Below are 14,711 nucleotides of genomic sequence, written 5' to 3'. Positions count from 1 at the left end.
GTGGCAGTTACACCACTCCGACACAGGCTCTAAGCTACGTTTAGTTAGTCGAAATTAACCAAAATCACCTGAAATGTAGTGGCTGGTGCGGTCTTTCTGAGGGTTCTGGAAGATCTGCTTAGTCTTACCAAACTCCTCAAGCTCACCAAGATACATAAAGCCAGTGTAATCTGAAATACGCTGTGCTTGCTGCATGTTGTGAGTCACGATAACGATAGTGTATTTATCGCGAAGTTCGGTGATCAGAGTCTCGATAGCGGCGGTCGCAATCGGGTCAAGGGCTGAGGTTGGTTCATCCATAAGGATTACCTCTGGCTCAAGGGCAATAGTACGTGCGATGCACAGACGCTGTTGCTGACCACCAGATAAACCGTTCGCGTCTGCGTTTAGCTTATCTTTAACTTCTTCCCACAGGTGGGCACGCTTAAGCGCAGACTCGATACGCTTCTCAATTTCTGCTTTGCTAAGCTCGCCTTGGATCTTGAGACCAAATGCCATGTTCTCATAGATGGACATAGGAAACGGGGTCGGTTTTTGAAAAACCATGCCAATCTTAGAGCGCAGTTCGTTCACGTCGGTGTTTTTGAAGATGCTTTCACCATCAAGAAGGATTTCGCCTTCGGCGTATTGATTGTCGTACAGATCATAAATACGGTTTAAGGTACGAAGCAGGGTAGATTTACCACAGCCCGATGGGCCAATTAGAGCCGTTACTCGGTTCTTATAAATTGGCATGGATACCTGTTTTAGCGAAGGTTTCGCGCCTTTTGCATAGTAGAAGCTCAGGTTGTCGATGGACATGCGAAGCTTGTTAGATACTACTGCTTGAGTCTCATCAACTAGGTTTGCCATAGGTGTTTCGTTGTTTAGGTTAGCTGCTAGCGTGCTCATGCTTTTCTCGCCTTCAGAAGTTGTGGCAACGCTGTCGCCAATACATTGAGGATTAGGATGAAGGTGGTCACAATCAGTGCACCTGCCCAAGCCAATTCTTGCCATGAGGTGTATGGGCTCATCGCAAACTGATAAATAGTTACCGGTAGGTTCGCCATTGGCTTACTCATGTCGGTAGTCATGAAGCTGGAGTTCAGCGCCGTAAAGAGTAGGGGCGCGGTTTCACCAGAGATTCGAGCGATCGACAGTAAGATCGCTGTGATAATGCCAGGACCCGCTGCGCGATAGCTTAGCTGGGTGATAACACGCCATTTAGGAGCGCCAACACCGCTACCTGCTTCTTTAAGCGTCGGTGGTACAAGGCGAAGCATCTCTTCCGTAGAGGCGACGATTACTGGCAGTGCCAATACCGCCAGTGCGATTGCGCCTGCCCAACCTGAATAGCCTCCGGTTGGTATCACAACAACAGCGTAAACAAACAGACCCACCAGAATAGAAGGTGCGCTCATCAGCATGCCGTTTAGAAAACGAAGTGATTCCGCGACCTTGTTATCAGGCGCAGCCTCGGCAAGCCAAGTACCGGCTAGCATGCCGATAGGTGCGGCGATCAGGATACCTGTTGTGGTCAGCATCAAACTACCAATTAGAGCGTTCTTTAAGCCGCCGTGGCTACCTGGGCCTGGTGTTATTTCAGTAAATATGGCTAGGTTGATGCCTTTAACACCTTCGCCAACTAGGGTGTAAAGGATGCTTGCAAGTACGAATACGCCGAAGGCAGCAGAGAGGCCACAGAAGCCAAGAAATAGGCCGTTCTTTAGTTTTCTTTTGTTCATTTCGACTTTCTCAATAATCGACGAGCGGTACCCATCACAAGGAAGGTAATCACAAACAACACCACACCTAGACCAATCAAAGAGGCAATGTGGATAGGGTCTGTTGCTTCGTTGAACTGCTGTGCGATGGTGGATGAGATGGAGCTTGCTGGCATAAAGAACGAAGTCTCAATGCGGTTAGCACCGCCAATCACGAAGGCCACAGCCATGGTTTCACCCAGTGCGCGACCTAGGCCTAAGATGCCGGCGCTGACGGCTGCGTTTTTAACTTTTGGGATCAGAACTTTGGTGATCACCTCAAACGGAGTTGCGCCCGTTCCATAGGCGGCTTCGCGAAGCACGTTGGGTATAGATCTTAGTGCGTCACGGGTAAGAGACGTCATGATTGGGATGATCATGAAGGACAAAATGATACCTGCTGTAAGCAGGCCGATTCCGATTGGTGGGCCGTTGAACCATTGTCCAATCAGAGGTAATCCTGTTAGGTGCATGCCTGCCCACATCTGGAACCCTTCAGAGAACCAAGGTGCAAACACGAAAAGGCCCCACATACCGTAGATGATGCTAGGTACAGCGGCGAGAAGCTCAATAGCCTTACTTACTGGCTCGCTGACCCATTTTGGGGTTAGTTCAGCCAAGAAGATTGCAGTCCCTATTGCGATAGGAGTGGCGATCAAGATAGCGATCAGCGAGGTTACTAGCGTGCCGTAGATAGCAGAAGCCGCGCCAAACTGGCCACCAATCGGATCCCAGATATTTCTAAATACGAATCCAGGGCCAAATTCCTTAAATGCAGGCCATCCGCCTTCAATCAAAGAAAATACAATGCCCAATAGGGTAATAAAGATTAATAAAGCACTGGTAAAACTGATTCTATTAAAAATAGAATCGCCATTTACTTTATTTTTTAATGTAATTGCAGTCATAGTCTTAAATAAGCCCCTATTTTCATAACAGGGGCTTTAAATCATTATTTGATGATAGCTTGGCCGTTATTTGTTAGGCCTTTTTTCCAAGTGTTATTAACCATATCAATAACCTTGGTTGGCATTGGAACGTAATCCAGTTCTTCTGCCAGTGCACCTTGGTCGTAGCTCCACTCAAAGAAATCTACGATAGCTTGTGCTTTAGCTGAATCTTTCTGATCCTTGTGCATTAGGATGAAAGTTGCTGCTGTCATTGGCCAAGATTCTGCACCAGGCTGGTTGTTTAGCAACAGGTGGTAACCCGGAGCATTGTCCCAATCAGCATTCGCTGCCGCTGCTTGGAAGGTATCCATGGTTGGCATTAGGAATTTGCCATCAGCCGCTTGCATCTGTGTGTAAGCCATGTCGTTTTGCTTAGCATACGCGTATTCAACGTAGCCGATTGCACCGCGAGTACGGCTCACGAAGTTAGCCACACCAGCGTTACCGTTACCACCAATAGTGGTGGCTTTGTTTGGCCAAGTGATGTCTTTACCTACACCTACAGACTCGTGCCATTCTGGGCTTACTTGGTCTAGGTATTCAGTAAAGTTGAAGGTGGTGCCTGAACCGTCTGAGCGATGAACCACATAGATAGGCTGGTTTGGAAGCTCTACGCCTTCGTTAAGGGCTATGATTGCAGGGTCATTCCATGACTTGATATTGCCAAGGTAAATGTCAGCAAGCACTTTACCGGTTAGTTTAACTTCACCAGCGTCAATGCCAGGGATGTTAACAACAGGAACTATAGCACCCATTACCATAGGGAACTGAATCATGCCTTCTTTGTTCAACTCTTCGATTGTTAGAGGAGCGTCGGTTGCGCCGAAATCAACGGTGTTTGCCGTGATTTGACGAATACCACCGCCAGAACCGATCGCTTGGTAGTTGATCTTAACGCCAGTTTCTTTTTGGTACTGCTCTGCCCACTTTGCATAAATTGGATGTGGGAACGTAGCTCCAGCGCCGTTAATAGTCGTGCTAGCTGCTGCACCAAATGAAGCTGCAACCAGTGCAGAGGTTACTAGAGCTGTTTTGAACAATTTCACAATGAATCTCCAAAAATAAAGAATGAGTAGTTTAAACAGGGCTATAAAATTCATGATGAAGGTTAAATTTAATAGCCCGGTTTTGGTTTAAAAAATGTCGTTTAAATAAACCAGTCAAGCAGTGATTCCGTGCTGACGAAGGGGAGATTAGAATTGCTATATGACAGAAATATTACTTGTTTTTGATTAATGTTCTTTCGTGAATAAGATTTATATCAGCCAAGAAAATTCTGATAAGAAAACTTCACAAAATAAAACGGGATGAGCTTTCAGCTTTCTGAGTGGGTATACAGGCAAACAAGCTAGCGTATACAATCTACTTATAATGTGAGTTCACATCGGTTCTATGGATACTCTATTCGTCTTTAAAGTTTATCTTCTGTATGGCCTTGCCTTCTTTGCCATCTTTTTCGCCATACTGTTTCGAGATCTGAAAAACAGTCAGATAGCGATAGCCTCTACTTTGCCAATCTTGGGAGCCTTTGGATTCCTGCACGGTTTGCACGAATGGACGGAGCTCTATTTCGTCATCTATGCAGAAGACCATCCTTTAACCTTAGAGCTGCAGACCTTTATTACCCTCAAGCTGTGGTTGTCGTTTATTGCAATGGGCTGGTTTTCTTGGAAGATGCTAGACCTTACCAGTTGGCGCTATCTTGGGTTGATAAAGTTGGCCTCGCTTGTAGCGGTGAGCCTGTTTTTAATAAGCCTAGGCCTGCGCTATGGCAGCGTTTCATACTTTGAGTATCTGATAGATACCTCAGACCATATCCGTTGGATGTTTGGCTTTGGCTCCAGTGCCTTAGCTGGATTTGCGGTCATAAGTTACGCCTCGGTTTTAGAGAGAGAAGGGCATGGCGCGGCCCTGCCGTTTAAGTACACGGGTGCTTCTCTTGTGGCCTATGGCATTAGTGCGGGATTGCTGACCGCAGACATGGGGCTCTGGGTGTTAGTACTTCGAGCAAGTTGCGCCGCATTGATACTGGTGACCCTTTGGAAAGCCCTTGAAGTGTTTGATAGGGAGCGCAAGAAACAGATTGAGACTGCCCTTGCACATTCTCTTCAAGACGCCAAGTTAATCGAACTGGGGGAGCTGGTGTCGGCTGTCGCTCATGAGATCAAAACACCGATTAGCAGTGCCATGATGAGCTGTGATTTATTAAGGCACCAAGCTCCAAAAGATGAGGTGGTGACTCGTCAAATAGATAGGATTAATCACGGTTTGTCTCGAGCGGCTGAGATCAGCCAAGAGATACTGAATTATGCCCATCAGAAGCCTGTTCAACGCAAACCAGTCAACCTTTCTGAGGTTGTGAACTCAGCGTTCTCTTTGAATCAATTTAGATTGACTGATTTCAATGTAGAGGCCTCTCTTGATGAAGAACTGACCGTTCTCGGAGATGAGGGGTTGCTTGAGGCGGTATTTAGCAACATTATTGGCAATGCTATTGATGCCAGTGTCGATGACAAGTATTTGCACATTCAAACCCTGCAATCGAAACTCAAGGCGGTGGTGAAGATCTCCGATCATGGCTCAGGCATGAGCGATGATGTGCTTGCGAGAGCAACACAACCTTTCTTTACTACCAAGCCCAAGGGCGAGGGAACGGGTATGGGGCTGGCGCTTTGTAAGCAAATGATTCTGCAACATGGCGGCAAATTACTGTTTAAAAACAACGACCGTGGATTGACCGTCGTTATTGAATTACCTAGGAAAATGTAATGAATCTTAAGCTACTTCTAGCTGAAGACGATCAACAGCTCAGAGAGGTTCTTAACGAGGCTCTGACCCTTGAATCTTTCGAAGTAACGGCCTGTGAGAGTGCAGAAGATGCGCTCGATATTGCCGCCAATGAGCAGTTTGACCTGGCCTTGTTTGATGTGGTGATGACGGGTATGACTGGCATAGAAGCGCTCTCCTCATTAAAACGCATGCAACCTAATATTGGTGTTGTCATCACTACTGCGTTTGCCACTGTCGATGTAGCGGTAGATGCGATGAAAAAAGGCGCGGATGAGTTTCTGACTAAACCTTTCAACCTTGCTTCACTGTCCATGACCCTAAAACGAGTACATGCCAGTAAAGCGCCAAAATCTCGATTAGATGAGCGCAGTCACGACCTTATTTTTAGTGCTCTTTCAAATCCCATTCGCCGCAAAGTGGTGACTCAGCTCAAGATTCATCGCAAGCTCAAGTTTATGGACCTGTGTCGAGTGGTTGGCATAGAAGATCACACCAAGTTCAACTTCCACCTAAAGCAATTAGTAAATTGCGGCTTGGTCGAGAAGGAAGAGGGGCGGGTTTACTCTTTGTCTGAAAAGGGCAAAGAGGTGTATAGCGCTATGTTGCAGTGACCGTAAGTGATTATTTACTAACATAAAATTTAAGAGTAGCTTGGAAGGTTCCCCCAAGATCTAAGGAAAGGATAATGAGCAATTTAAGACAGCAGTGCAGCACGATTTTGCCCGGTAATAAAGAAGATACTCCGGCAGAGCATTTTGCCAAGATGGCTAAGTGGTGTGAGGAAAATAACGTTCACCATGATGTGTATGGTGAGGGTGAAACCATTCAAGCGCTGGAGCAAAAAGTGGCTGATCTGCTTGGTTATGAAGCGGGTCTGTTTGTGATGACGGGTACCATGACCCAAACTACCGCCTTGCAACTGGTAGCAAAACAGAAACGCAATCCGCTGGTGGCGATGCACTCATCAAGCCATGTTTATCTTAGAGAGCGTCAGGGCTATCAGTTCCAACAACGCTTTAATGTATTGCCTCTAGGTAACGCTTATCAGCCTTGGAAACTGGATGACCTTAAGGCATGGCCTGATGAGATAGCCGCTGTGCTATACGAGTTGCCGATGCGTGAAATTGGCGGACAGCTGCCAAGCTGGGAAGAGCTGCAGGCCATTAAGGCCTATTGTGCAGAGCAAGATATCCATTTGCATCTAGATGGTGCTCGTCTGTTTGAGACGGGCGCTTATTATCAAAAAGATTACTCAGAGATCACCAAGGGCTTTGGTAGTGCCTATGTCTCCTTGTACAAGGGCGTGGGCGGTATGGGTGGTTCAATTCTACTGGGTTCGAAGGAGTTCATTGAGCTCGCTGCCATGTGGATGAAGCGCCAAGGCGGTGATGTGTACCACAGAACCCCTTATGTGGTGTCTGCTGCGATGCAATTTGATGAGCGTTTGGCTATCATGCCGAGGCTATATGAGCGTACCCAAGAGATCTATCAGATCTTGCAAGAGTTTCCTAAGTTGGCGGTCAACCCAGCTATGCCTCAGGCGAATATGCTGCACCTGATCTTGCCATATGGCCAAGAAAAGGCATTAGAGCTACAGCATAAGCTTGCAACTGAGCAAGGTATCTGGATTGGTAATCCACAGGTCTCTTACCATCCTAAGCAGTCTTATATGGAGTGGTATGTGGGTGATAATCTATTGAATTTGAATGATGAAGAACTCAGAGTGGTGTTCACAGCCCTCGAGTCACACAGCTAGACAGGAGAAAGCATGTCTAACGTCGCCGTCTTTGTGGATGTGCAGAACGTCTATTACACCACTCGCGATGCCTTTGGTAAGCACTTTGATTACAACGCCTTTTGGCGTCTGATTTCCGAAAAGCAAGATGTGGTGCTTGCGCACGCATTTGCCATTGCCAGCAATAACCCAAAGCAGCGCCAGTTCCACCATATTCTGCGTGGCATAGGTTTTAAGGTAAAGCTAAAACCCTTTATACAGCGCTCCGATGGCAGTGCGAAAGGGGATTGGGATGTAGGTATCACTATTGATGTGATTGAAACCGCGATGCGTGAAGATATCGATAAAATCATCTTGGTATCTGGCGATGGGGACTTTGATATGCTTGCGACTCGTGTGCGAGAACACTATGGCAAGGCGTTTGAGGTCTTCTCTGTGGAGGCGCTCACTGCACAGTCTTTGATAGATGCGGCGTCGAGTCATCACTCAATACAGAGTGAACTTCTCATATAGCAAAAAGGGCAGTCACTAGGACTGCCCTTATCATTTTGGCTTTAGCTCAATTAATTATGGTTGTTGCTTAGTTGGTGCTAGAGCAATCTCACGGATACAAACGCTTTGTGGTTGTGAGATAGCGAATTCTACAGCGCGAGCTACGTCATCAGCTGCTAGTACGCCACCCATGTCTTCTTTCCAGTCGTCATAGCCTTGCTTGATCTCATCTGAAGTGGTGTGAGACAGAAGCTCGGTTTCTACTGCGCCCGGTGCAATGGTAGTCACACGTACATTGTGAGCAGCTACTTCTTCGCGCACGTTCTCTGAGATAGCGTGTACCGCAAACTTAGTGCCGCAGTATGCTGCGTGGTTAGGGAAGGTCTTCTTACCTGCTATAGAGCTGATGTTAACGATAGTGCCTGTGTTGCGTTTCTTCATTGGCTCAAGCACTGTTTGCATGCCATTTAGAAGGCCTAGTACGTTTACATCAAACATACGCTTCCACTCCTGCGCATCTTGAGTGTCGATTTGACCAAGTAGCATAGTGCCTGCGTTGTTTACTAGAACCTCAGCTTCACCAAATTGCTCTTCTGCTTTTTTGATAGCCTGTGCAAAAGAGTTGATGTCGGTAACGTCTACTTTAGCGCATAGGGTGTTTGGTAGGTTCATCTCTTCAAGGCGCTCAACGCGACGCGCTAGAAGAAGTAGTGGATGACCTTGTTCACTTAAACGAAGGGCGATTGCTTTACCGATACCTGAGCTTGCACCTGTGATTACAACGAGTTTTTTCATGTTTGTCTCTCCGTCTTGTGTAGGGGATGTCGTTTCGATGAGGTGTATTCTAGGGGCAATCTGTTTGTTGATATATATCGCTTTACTCAAATAACTGTTGCTATACTGCAACAATAATTGTGATTGGAAAGAAACAGATGCTGGATAGAGTCAACCTGACTGATGTGCGCTCCTTTGTGCTGGTGGCGGAGCAAGAGAGCTTTACTAAGGCGGCAGAGTTGTTGGATGTTTCTAGATCGCACGTGTCTAGGCAGATCACTCGGTTGGAAAAAGATCTTGGGGTGACCCTGTTAACCCGTACTACGCGCACTCTTAAGCTCACCCCAGAAGGGAAGGGGCTTTATCAGCGTTGCCAGGGAGCGTTAGGCAATATAGACCAAGCACTAAAGATATCTATTGAGGATACAGAGGAACTGCGCGGTCAGTTGTCGGTCAACTGTGTAGGTGGATATCTAGGTGAAGAGATCTTGGTGCCTCTTGTTAATCGCTTTATGAATGATCACCCTGGAGTATCGATCAATCTGGATTTCAGTAGCCATAGAGTCGATCTCATAGCGGATGAATTTGATGTAGCATTTCGAATGGGTGAGCTGCAGGACGCAGGTTTTATCGCTCGTAAGTTGTTTGATATTCAGATGGCTACCCTTGCCAGCCCTAAATACCTAGAAAATCACCCTGAAATTACTCATCCTAAACAGCTTGCTCAGCATAGATGCTTGATAGGGTCGGTAAACCGTTGGAGCTTTATAGAAGATGCGACAGGTGAGCGATTTGAGACTGTGGTGAATGGTAATTTACAGTGTAAAAATGGTCGTGCGCTGATCAATGGTGCGTTACATGGTAACGGAATTATACGTGTTCCCACTCTTTACTGTGAAGAGGCATTAGAACAAGGGAAGCTTGTCACAGTTTTTGACGATTGGCATATTCCAAGTGTGCCATTTTCTATGATATATCATAGGGATAAGTACCGAACTGCTCGTTTATCTGCGTTTATCGAGTTCGTAAAAAATAACCTGTAAGGGACAAAGTGAACAGTTATCAGATCCTGTATAAGAATTCCGTAGTTTTGGCTGTTGATCTTGGTAGTAGCAATGCATCAGAAGAGATCCAAAGCTACAGCCAACAAGGCTTTAAGATCTTTAGCCGTATCATTCAAGCGGCCAGTGAAGAAAAGGCTATCTCAATCTTTAAAGCTGAAAACCTCTCGTCCAATAGCAATGAGAGCGTCAGCGTTAAGAGCATCTTCCTGTTTAGAACCAACAAACTCCAGCGTTTGGCTTATCTAGGATACTCCGCAGCCAGCATTGCTACAGTGATAGTGCTGATGATGCTCGTCACCAGTATGGGCGATTCCGCACTAGTGGTTATGATACCTCTATTCTTTGGCTTTATTTGGTTTGGACTTGGCCTGTCGGTAGCACGCTGGAAGAACTGTGGTCATAACGGTTGGCTTTATCTGTTGGCATTGGTGGTTACCATGCTTCTAGATACCTTTATGATGGGCATTGCCGGAATAATTTTGTGGTTATATCTAATATTTGCACCACAAGCTAAAAGTGTTAATTACTCCTAATTAACCTTATTAATATCTTTCAGAAATAAAAAAGCTCAGAGAATCCTCTGAGCTTGCATATTATTCAATATTTAAAATAATTACCTAAGCTAGGATAGCCTTGTTCTGCTTTAATAATCGTTTTAATGAGTCGTGCATAATTGTCTTTTTCGAGAAGGTTAGTCTTCCCGCTTCATAGACCTCTATCATAACCCCGCTCTCACAGCCCTCACAGAAGTTATTACATCCTGTCTCAGCCAGAAAAGTATCCATCTTATAAGGGGATAGCTTGAACCTATCCAGCTCTTGCCGCCCTTGGCAGCTCTTGATTACTACTTCCATCTTCACTCCTTGAAGAACCTCTAGATTATCCATTCGAATAGCATTCGATAATCTGATACTAGACCAAATGATTAATCCATAAATAGATCTGAGTAATACTTTTAAATAATTAAATACCTTCTGTGAATGCGCGCGCGGGCTTAATTTACTAACTGTGAACCGTCTCTAAAAGTTTCATACTTTAATAATCACTATATGAATTGAACTGGTTCACAGAAATTAATTTGGGCTATTGTACGGATTATTTAGAATTGAGCATGTCTTTATGTATATAACAGGTACAAAAAAGGGCCGCATAAGCGACCCTTGGAAATCTGAATTAGAGATTATTATGCAGCAGCAAGTTGCTCTGCTTTCTCTTCAGTGATTGGGCGAGTTACTAGAGATAGAGCAACACACACACCCATCATTACCGCAGAGATGGTGTAAGCAAGACCGTAACCGTCGCCGTTTGCCATAGAGAAGCCAACAACTGCAGTACCGATTGCACCACCGATACCCCATGCAGTGTAAAGCACACCGTAGTTAGTACCGTAGTTCTTCAGACCATAGTATTCCGCAGTGATAGATGGGAATACTGCTAGTAGCGTACCGTAACCTACAGCTGCGATTGCAGTACCCAGGATTAGAGTCGCTTCAGTCTTGAAGGTTGCGAACAGAACCATGTTGATGCCCTGTAGCGCGAATGCGATGAATAGCGTGCGTAGACCACCAATCTTGTCAGAAAGGATACCTGCAGCGATACGACCGCCTGAGTTAAATACCGCTAGGATAGACGCAAGGTAAACCGCGTTTGGCAGGTTAGCTTGAACGCTAGCAATAGTTGTGATGTTTGCAATGATCATCAGACCGGTTGCAGATGCGAACGCGTACATTACCCATAGAGAGTAGAACTGAGGCGTTTTCAGCATTGCTTTCCATGAGATGTCAGTGCTTTGCTTAACAACAACTGGAGCTGCACCTGCTTTAACTTTAGGTGCCGCAGGAACATAGCCCTCTGGTGGGTTGTTGATGGTTGCCGCTAGTGGCACTGCAATCACAAGAACACCAATACCTAGGATCAGGAAGCTGTCGTCGATACCGAAGTTATTGATAAGAGATGCAGTCAGTGGAGCAAGATAAACAGCTGCCAGACCGAAACCAGATGCGATTAGGCCGTTAACCATGCCTTTTTTAGACGCGTGGAACCACTTCATTGCCGCTGGAGACAGACAAGCATAACCGAAGCCGATACCAGCACCTGCAACAACACCGAAGGTTAGGCTTAGCATAGCTGGAGTAGTAGCAAAGCTTGATGCGATCATACCAAGACCAGTCAGCGTAGCACCTAGGATAAGGATGTTACGTGGACCCATACGGTCTTGAAGGATACCAGCAACCAAAAGTGCAATAGAGAAAGTTACGGTTGCGATTGCGTATGGTTGAGAAGCGTCTGCAGCGTTCCAACCTAGGTCTGTTACTAGAGCTTTGTTGAAAACACTCCAAGCATACAGAATGCCTAGACATAGGTTGATACAGAATCCTGCCACAAGAATTCGCATCGCTTTATCAAACTTGTTCATATTTGTTCTCAGCGTTGATTCGGTTTGGTATCCGACTGTTTAATTGTTCGAACCGTTAAAATATTTTTGAAACTTTCAACAATTCAAAGAGCATGGGTGCGCGAATTGTACACAAGTTTTTTGTGAAGTGAATCCCTTTTTCTCATTTTAGAGAAATTATTTTCCATACAAATGGCAAGGGCTTACCGTGTAGCATTTTGTGATGTAGATCTGCCTATTTTATGGATAAAAATAGGGGTCTAATTGCATACAAAAGAGGGGGTGTCCATACCTTGGGTGATCACTACGACAAAAATTTAAATAGGTTTAACTTTTACAAAATACTAACAATTAGAGTGTGGTTTTAAGGGTTTGAATTACAAATGCTGATTTGATAAGCCTTTGTAGTGATCGGGAGATATTAAACTTGTTAAAGCCTTGTGAAATGTAGGGTCATAATAAATTTCTGTACAAAAAACATGCAAAATAATGGTTTCAATCTGTGTCTTTTTCATTCAAAATGCGTATAAAACTTAGTTTTCAAATTTGAAAGGATGCTTTACTAACTATTAGTGGGGTTTGTATGAAGATTTTCTTACTTCTGTTGGTTTCCGTTTCTGCCGGTGCAGCGTCAGCTGAACATTTACACTCTTTCCTTTACGGGCTGGGTACTGCGTCGCTAGCTGTGGGTTCATGTTTTTGGTTTGCCTTCCGTTCTACGCGTTGGCCACAACTTGCTGTATTCCTACTGCTAGTTGGTATGCTGTCTAAGCTAACCGTTACGGTAACAGCGACAATGATAGGTGTTAAAGCAGGTCATATTACCTCGCCGTTCATTTTCTCGCTTTCGTATCTGTTCTTCGCAGTGGCAGTGACCTACGTGTACTTCTACTTTAAAGACAAAGCGACTAATCGCCGTCTTGGTCTTTCTAAGGCGAAAGAAGCACAAGCTTAATCAAAGCATTCTAGTGAAAAGCGTCGATCGTTATCGGCGCTTTTTTTATGCCTCTCTTTTTCCATCTAAAAAGCAGGATCACAGTGCGGATCCTCATATTCGGTATATCCTTTAGTGATTGAATTCATAAGGGATTAGCCTATGTTTCCCCTCTATCGTGCCGAACAAATTAAGCGTAGCGAGCCTGTAGCGGCCCAAACCGTTGGCATCTCCATGTATGAACTTATGGAGAGAGCGGGTTTTGCCGCCTTTGAACGCCTTAAACAGATGGCTGAGCCTGGCGCTCATATATTGGTGTGTTGCGGCAGCGGTAATAACGGTGGTGATGGTTTCGTAGTTGCTAGGCAGGCCGCCATAGAGGGCTACTCGGTTACCCTATTTCAACCTAAGTTTTGCCACTCTTCCACCGATGACTCCTCCCACGCGAAGCAGTCATGGCTCAATATAGGCGGCAATATAGAAAACGAGTTTCCTAATGGTGAGTTCGAGCTTATTGTCGATGGCTTACTTGGTACAGGTCTCTCTGGCGCTGTTCGTGAGGAGATGCTGTATGTCATCAGACGCATCAATGCCCTTCAGAGTAAGGTGCTTTCTCTAGATGTGCCTTCAGGGCTTCAGGCGGATACTGGCGTTATGTTGGGCGGATGCGTTCGCGCAGATACTACTGTCTCCTTTATAGGAGCTAAAACTGGGCTGGTAACCGGCAGAGCCAAAGCAGTGGTGGGTGAGTTATTTATCGCAGAGTTGGGAGTAGGGGAAGCCTTTGCAGATCTTGAGCGACCGGTCGCGAGTATCTTTGACAAGCCCCAGGCACTAGAGGTCCTGCCTAAGCGAGGTGAGTGCTTTCACAAAGGAGAGAGCGGCAGAGCGACTTTGGTTGGCGGTGCTGCAGGCTTTAGTGGCGCTATCATCTTGGCTTCCCAAGCCTGTGCTCGCAGTGGAGCTGGTCTTGTCAGTGTTATCAGTAGTGAACAAACCCAGGCACCTTTACTCAGTCGTCAGCCAGAGATAATGGTGCATAGCTATGATTCTGGGGACTTATCGGAATTGTTAATTGAGCGCGTAGAGCGCTGTAATGCGTTAGCGGTAGGCCCTGGCTTGGGGCAAGGAGAATGGGGTAAGAAGCTTCTGAACCTTGCATTCAAGCAAAACCAAATCTCGAAAGTGTTTGATGCCGACGCGCTCAATCTCATCGCCAACATGGATTCGGTGCCGGATTTAACTGGCTCCATAATTACCCCACATCCCGGCGAGGCAAGCCGATTGCTGGGCACCTCTATTCAAGAGGTGGAATCCGATAGGTATGTTGCTGCACGTCGTCTCTATGAGAAATATCATGCGGTCACTTTGCTAAAAGGCTCAGGCACCATCATTTATAACGGAAAAGAGAAGTTTGTGATTCGCGCGGGGAATCCAGGCATGGCTAGTGGAGGTATGGGAGATGTACTTACCGGCATTTTAGTTGCGCTACTGGCACAAGGTTTAGGTCCAAGTGAAGCTGCGACACTAGGCGCATGGTTGCATTCTACTGCGGCCGATAGAGTGGCTGCCGACGGCGGGAAGATAGGAATCTTAGCCTCAGACCTTCTCCCTCACATCAGAGAGCTAATGAATCTTGAAGGTGATCTACCTCGCAGTTCCTAAGAAACTTAAGAAAAGTACGACTTTTTAAGTTGTTGATTTTAAATGGTTTGATTGTTTTTAAAGCGAATTTTGGACGGTTCTGGACAAATTTCTATTGTGATAAAAAATTTACGTCCTATAATGCTGAAAACCGGAGCGTCTGCCAACGCTCCGGTTTTTTTGTGTCCGTA

15 protein-coding genes are annotated in these 14,711 nt (G+C 45.8%); 8 read left to right on the top strand and 7 right to left on the bottom strand.

Translation table 11 applies throughout. The features are described 5' to 3' along the window. Window positions 1-54 precede the first annotated feature (54 nt). From pstB to pstS, 4 genes are read right to left on the bottom strand one after another with little or no spacing between them, the layout of a single operon-like run. A complete protein-coding gene (gene pstB, locus Pcarn_RS22060) occupies window positions 55-852 on the bottom strand; it encodes a phosphate ABC transporter ATP-binding protein PstB (protein ID WP_261837337.1) in 798 nt (265 codons plus the stop codon). Between the two features lie 35 nt (window positions 853-887). Then, window positions 888-1,724: a phosphate ABC transporter permease PstA gene (gene pstA, locus Pcarn_RS22055; RefSeq protein ID WP_261836481.1), complete on the bottom strand. Its 837-nt coding sequence runs from the start codon at window positions 1,722-1,724 to the stop codon at window positions 888-890. Beyond that, window positions 1,721-2,650, bottom strand: coding sequence for a phosphate ABC transporter permease subunit PstC (pstC, locus tag Pcarn_RS22050; protein ID WP_261836480.1), 930 nt, complete (start codon window positions 2,648-2,650; stop codon window positions 1,721-1,723). The genes pstA and pstC overlap by 4 nt, the downstream gene beginning before the upstream one ends. Window positions 2,651-2,694: 44 nt before the next feature. Next, window positions 2,695-3,738, bottom strand: coding sequence for a phosphate ABC transporter substrate-binding protein PstS (gene pstS / locus Pcarn_RS22045; protein WP_261836479.1), 1,044 nt, complete (start codon window positions 3,736-3,738; stop codon window positions 2,695-2,697). 346 nt (window positions 3,739-4,084) lie between these two features. Between pstS and Pcarn_RS22040 the strand changes: the two genes are divergently transcribed. The 4 genes from Pcarn_RS22040 to Pcarn_RS22025 all read left to right on the top strand — a co-directional run bounded on the left by Pcarn_RS22040 (window position 4,085) and on the right by Pcarn_RS22025 (window position 7,730). Then, window positions 4,085-5,461: a sensor histidine kinase gene (locus tag Pcarn_RS22040; protein ID WP_261836478.1), complete on the top strand. Its 1,377-nt coding sequence runs from the start codon at window positions 4,085-4,087 to the stop codon at window positions 5,459-5,461. Continuing rightward, complete coding sequence (locus Pcarn_RS22035) at window positions 5,461-6,093, top strand: response regulator (protein WP_261836477.1); 633 nt, start codon at window positions 5,461-5,463, stop codon at window positions 6,091-6,093. Before Pcarn_RS22040 ends, Pcarn_RS22035 begins: the two co-directional genes overlap by 1 nt. A gap of 71 nt (window positions 6,094-6,164) precedes the next feature. Then, the gene (locus Pcarn_RS22030; RefSeq protein WP_261837336.1) at window positions 6,165-7,238 is read left to right on the top strand and encodes a threonine aldolase family protein; all 1,074 of its coding nucleotides are present in this window, start codon (window positions 6,165-6,167) and stop codon (window positions 7,236-7,238) included. Window positions 7,239-7,250: 12 nt separating this feature from the next. Then, window positions 7,251-7,730 carry an NYN domain-containing protein gene (locus tag Pcarn_RS22025; RefSeq protein WP_261836476.1) on the top strand — a complete coding sequence of 160 codons (480 nt, stop codon included), beginning with the start codon at window positions 7,251-7,253 and terminating at the stop codon, window positions 7,728-7,730. 54 nt (window positions 7,731-7,784) lie between these two features. Here Pcarn_RS22025 and Pcarn_RS22020 read toward each other — a convergent pair whose 3' ends face one another. After that, complete coding sequence (locus tag Pcarn_RS22020; protein ID WP_261836475.1) at window positions 7,785-8,504, bottom strand: SDR family oxidoreductase; 720 nt, start codon at window positions 8,502-8,504, stop codon at window positions 7,785-7,787. 137 nt (window positions 8,505-8,641) lie between these two features. Between Pcarn_RS22020 and Pcarn_RS22015 the strand changes: the two genes are divergently transcribed. Together Pcarn_RS22015 and Pcarn_RS22010 are read left to right on the top strand one after the other, a co-directional pair. After that, window positions 8,642-9,526: a LysR family transcriptional regulator gene (locus Pcarn_RS22015; protein WP_261836474.1), complete on the top strand. Its 885-nt coding sequence runs from the start codon at window positions 8,642-8,644 to the stop codon at window positions 9,524-9,526. Window positions 9,527-9,534: 8 nt separating this feature from the next. Next, window positions 9,535-10,080, top strand: coding sequence for a hypothetical protein (locus Pcarn_RS22010; RefSeq protein ID WP_261836473.1), 546 nt, complete (start codon window positions 9,535-9,537; stop codon window positions 10,078-10,080). Between the two features lie 84 nt (window positions 10,081-10,164). Here the strand turns inward: Pcarn_RS22010 and Pcarn_RS22005 are convergent, their stop codons facing one another. Continuing rightward, entirely contained in the window at window positions 10,165-10,401 is a 237-nt protein-coding gene (locus Pcarn_RS22005) for a hypothetical protein (RefSeq protein ID WP_261836472.1), read from the bottom strand. Window positions 10,402-10,730: 329 nt separating this feature from the next. Further along, a complete protein-coding gene (locus Pcarn_RS22000) occupies window positions 10,731-11,963 on the bottom strand; it encodes an L-lactate MFS transporter (protein WP_261836471.1) in 1,233 nt (410 codons plus the stop codon). Window positions 11,964-12,525: 562 nt separating this feature from the next. Between Pcarn_RS22000 and Pcarn_RS21995 the strand changes: the two genes are divergently transcribed. Further along, the gene (locus Pcarn_RS21995; protein WP_261836470.1) at window positions 12,526-12,897 is read left to right on the top strand and encodes an NADH:ubiquinone oxidoreductase; all 372 of its coding nucleotides are present in this window, start codon (window positions 12,526-12,528) and stop codon (window positions 12,895-12,897) included. A gap of 141 nt (window positions 12,898-13,038) precedes the next feature. Beyond that, window positions 13,039-14,541: an NAD(P)H-hydrate dehydratase gene (locus Pcarn_RS21990; protein ID WP_261836469.1), complete on the top strand. Its 1,503-nt coding sequence runs from the start codon at window positions 13,039-13,041 to the stop codon at window positions 14,539-14,541. Window positions 14,542-14,711 lie beyond the last annotated feature (170 nt).

The sequence above is a fragment of the Vibrio ishigakensis genome, from assembly GCF_024347675.1.
GTDB classification, from domain to species: domain Bacteria; phylum Pseudomonadota; class Gammaproteobacteria; order Enterobacterales; family Vibrionaceae; genus Vibrio; species Vibrio ishigakensis.
This window is presented reverse-complemented; position numbering and strand designations above follow the sequence as displayed.

What these genes read in the sequence shown, in the direction of transcription:
- Pcarn_RS22040 (WP_261836478.1), top strand. Translation starts at nt 4,085, where the DNA reads ATGGATACTCTATTCGTCTTTAAAGTTTATCTTCTGTATGGCCTTGCC.
- pstA (WP_261836481.1), bottom strand. Translation starts at nt 1,724, where the DNA reads ATGAACAAAAGAAAACTAAAGAACGGCCTATTTCTTGGCTTCTGTGGC.
- Pcarn_RS22025 (WP_261836476.1), top strand. Translation starts at nt 7,251, where the DNA reads ATGTCTAACGTCGCCGTCTTTGTGGATGTGCAGAACGTCTATTACACC.
- Pcarn_RS21990 (WP_261836469.1), top strand. Translation starts at nt 13,039, where the DNA reads ATGTTTCCCCTCTATCGTGCCGAACAAATTAAGCGTAGCGAGCCTGTA.
- Pcarn_RS22000 (WP_261836471.1), bottom strand. Translation starts at nt 11,963, where the DNA reads ATGAACAAGTTTGATAAAGCGATGCGAATTCTTGTGGCAGGATTCTGT.
- Pcarn_RS22015 (WP_261836474.1), top strand. Translation starts at nt 8,642, where the DNA reads ATGCTGGATAGAGTCAACCTGACTGATGTGCGCTCCTTTGTGCTGGTG.
- pstB (WP_261837337.1), bottom strand. Translation starts at nt 852, where the DNA reads ATGGCAAACCTAGTTGATGAGACTCAAGCAGTAGTATCTAACAAGCTT.
- Pcarn_RS21995 (WP_261836470.1), top strand. Translation starts at nt 12,526, where the DNA reads ATGAAGATTTTCTTACTTCTGTTGGTTTCCGTTTCTGCCGGTGCAGCG.
- Pcarn_RS22035 (WP_261836477.1), top strand. Translation starts at nt 5,461, where the DNA reads ATGAATCTTAAGCTACTTCTAGCTGAAGACGATCAACAGCTCAGAGAG.
- Pcarn_RS22005 (WP_261836472.1), bottom strand. Translation starts at nt 10,401, where the DNA reads ATGGAAGTAGTAATCAAGAGCTGCCAAGGGCGGCAAGAGCTGGATAGG.
- pstC (WP_261836480.1), bottom strand. Translation starts at nt 2,650, where the DNA reads ATGACTGCAATTACATTAAAAAATAAAGTAAATGGCGATTCTATTTTT.
- Pcarn_RS22020 (WP_261836475.1), bottom strand. Translation starts at nt 8,504, where the DNA reads ATGAAAAAACTCGTTGTAATCACAGGTGCAAGCTCAGGTATCGGTAAA.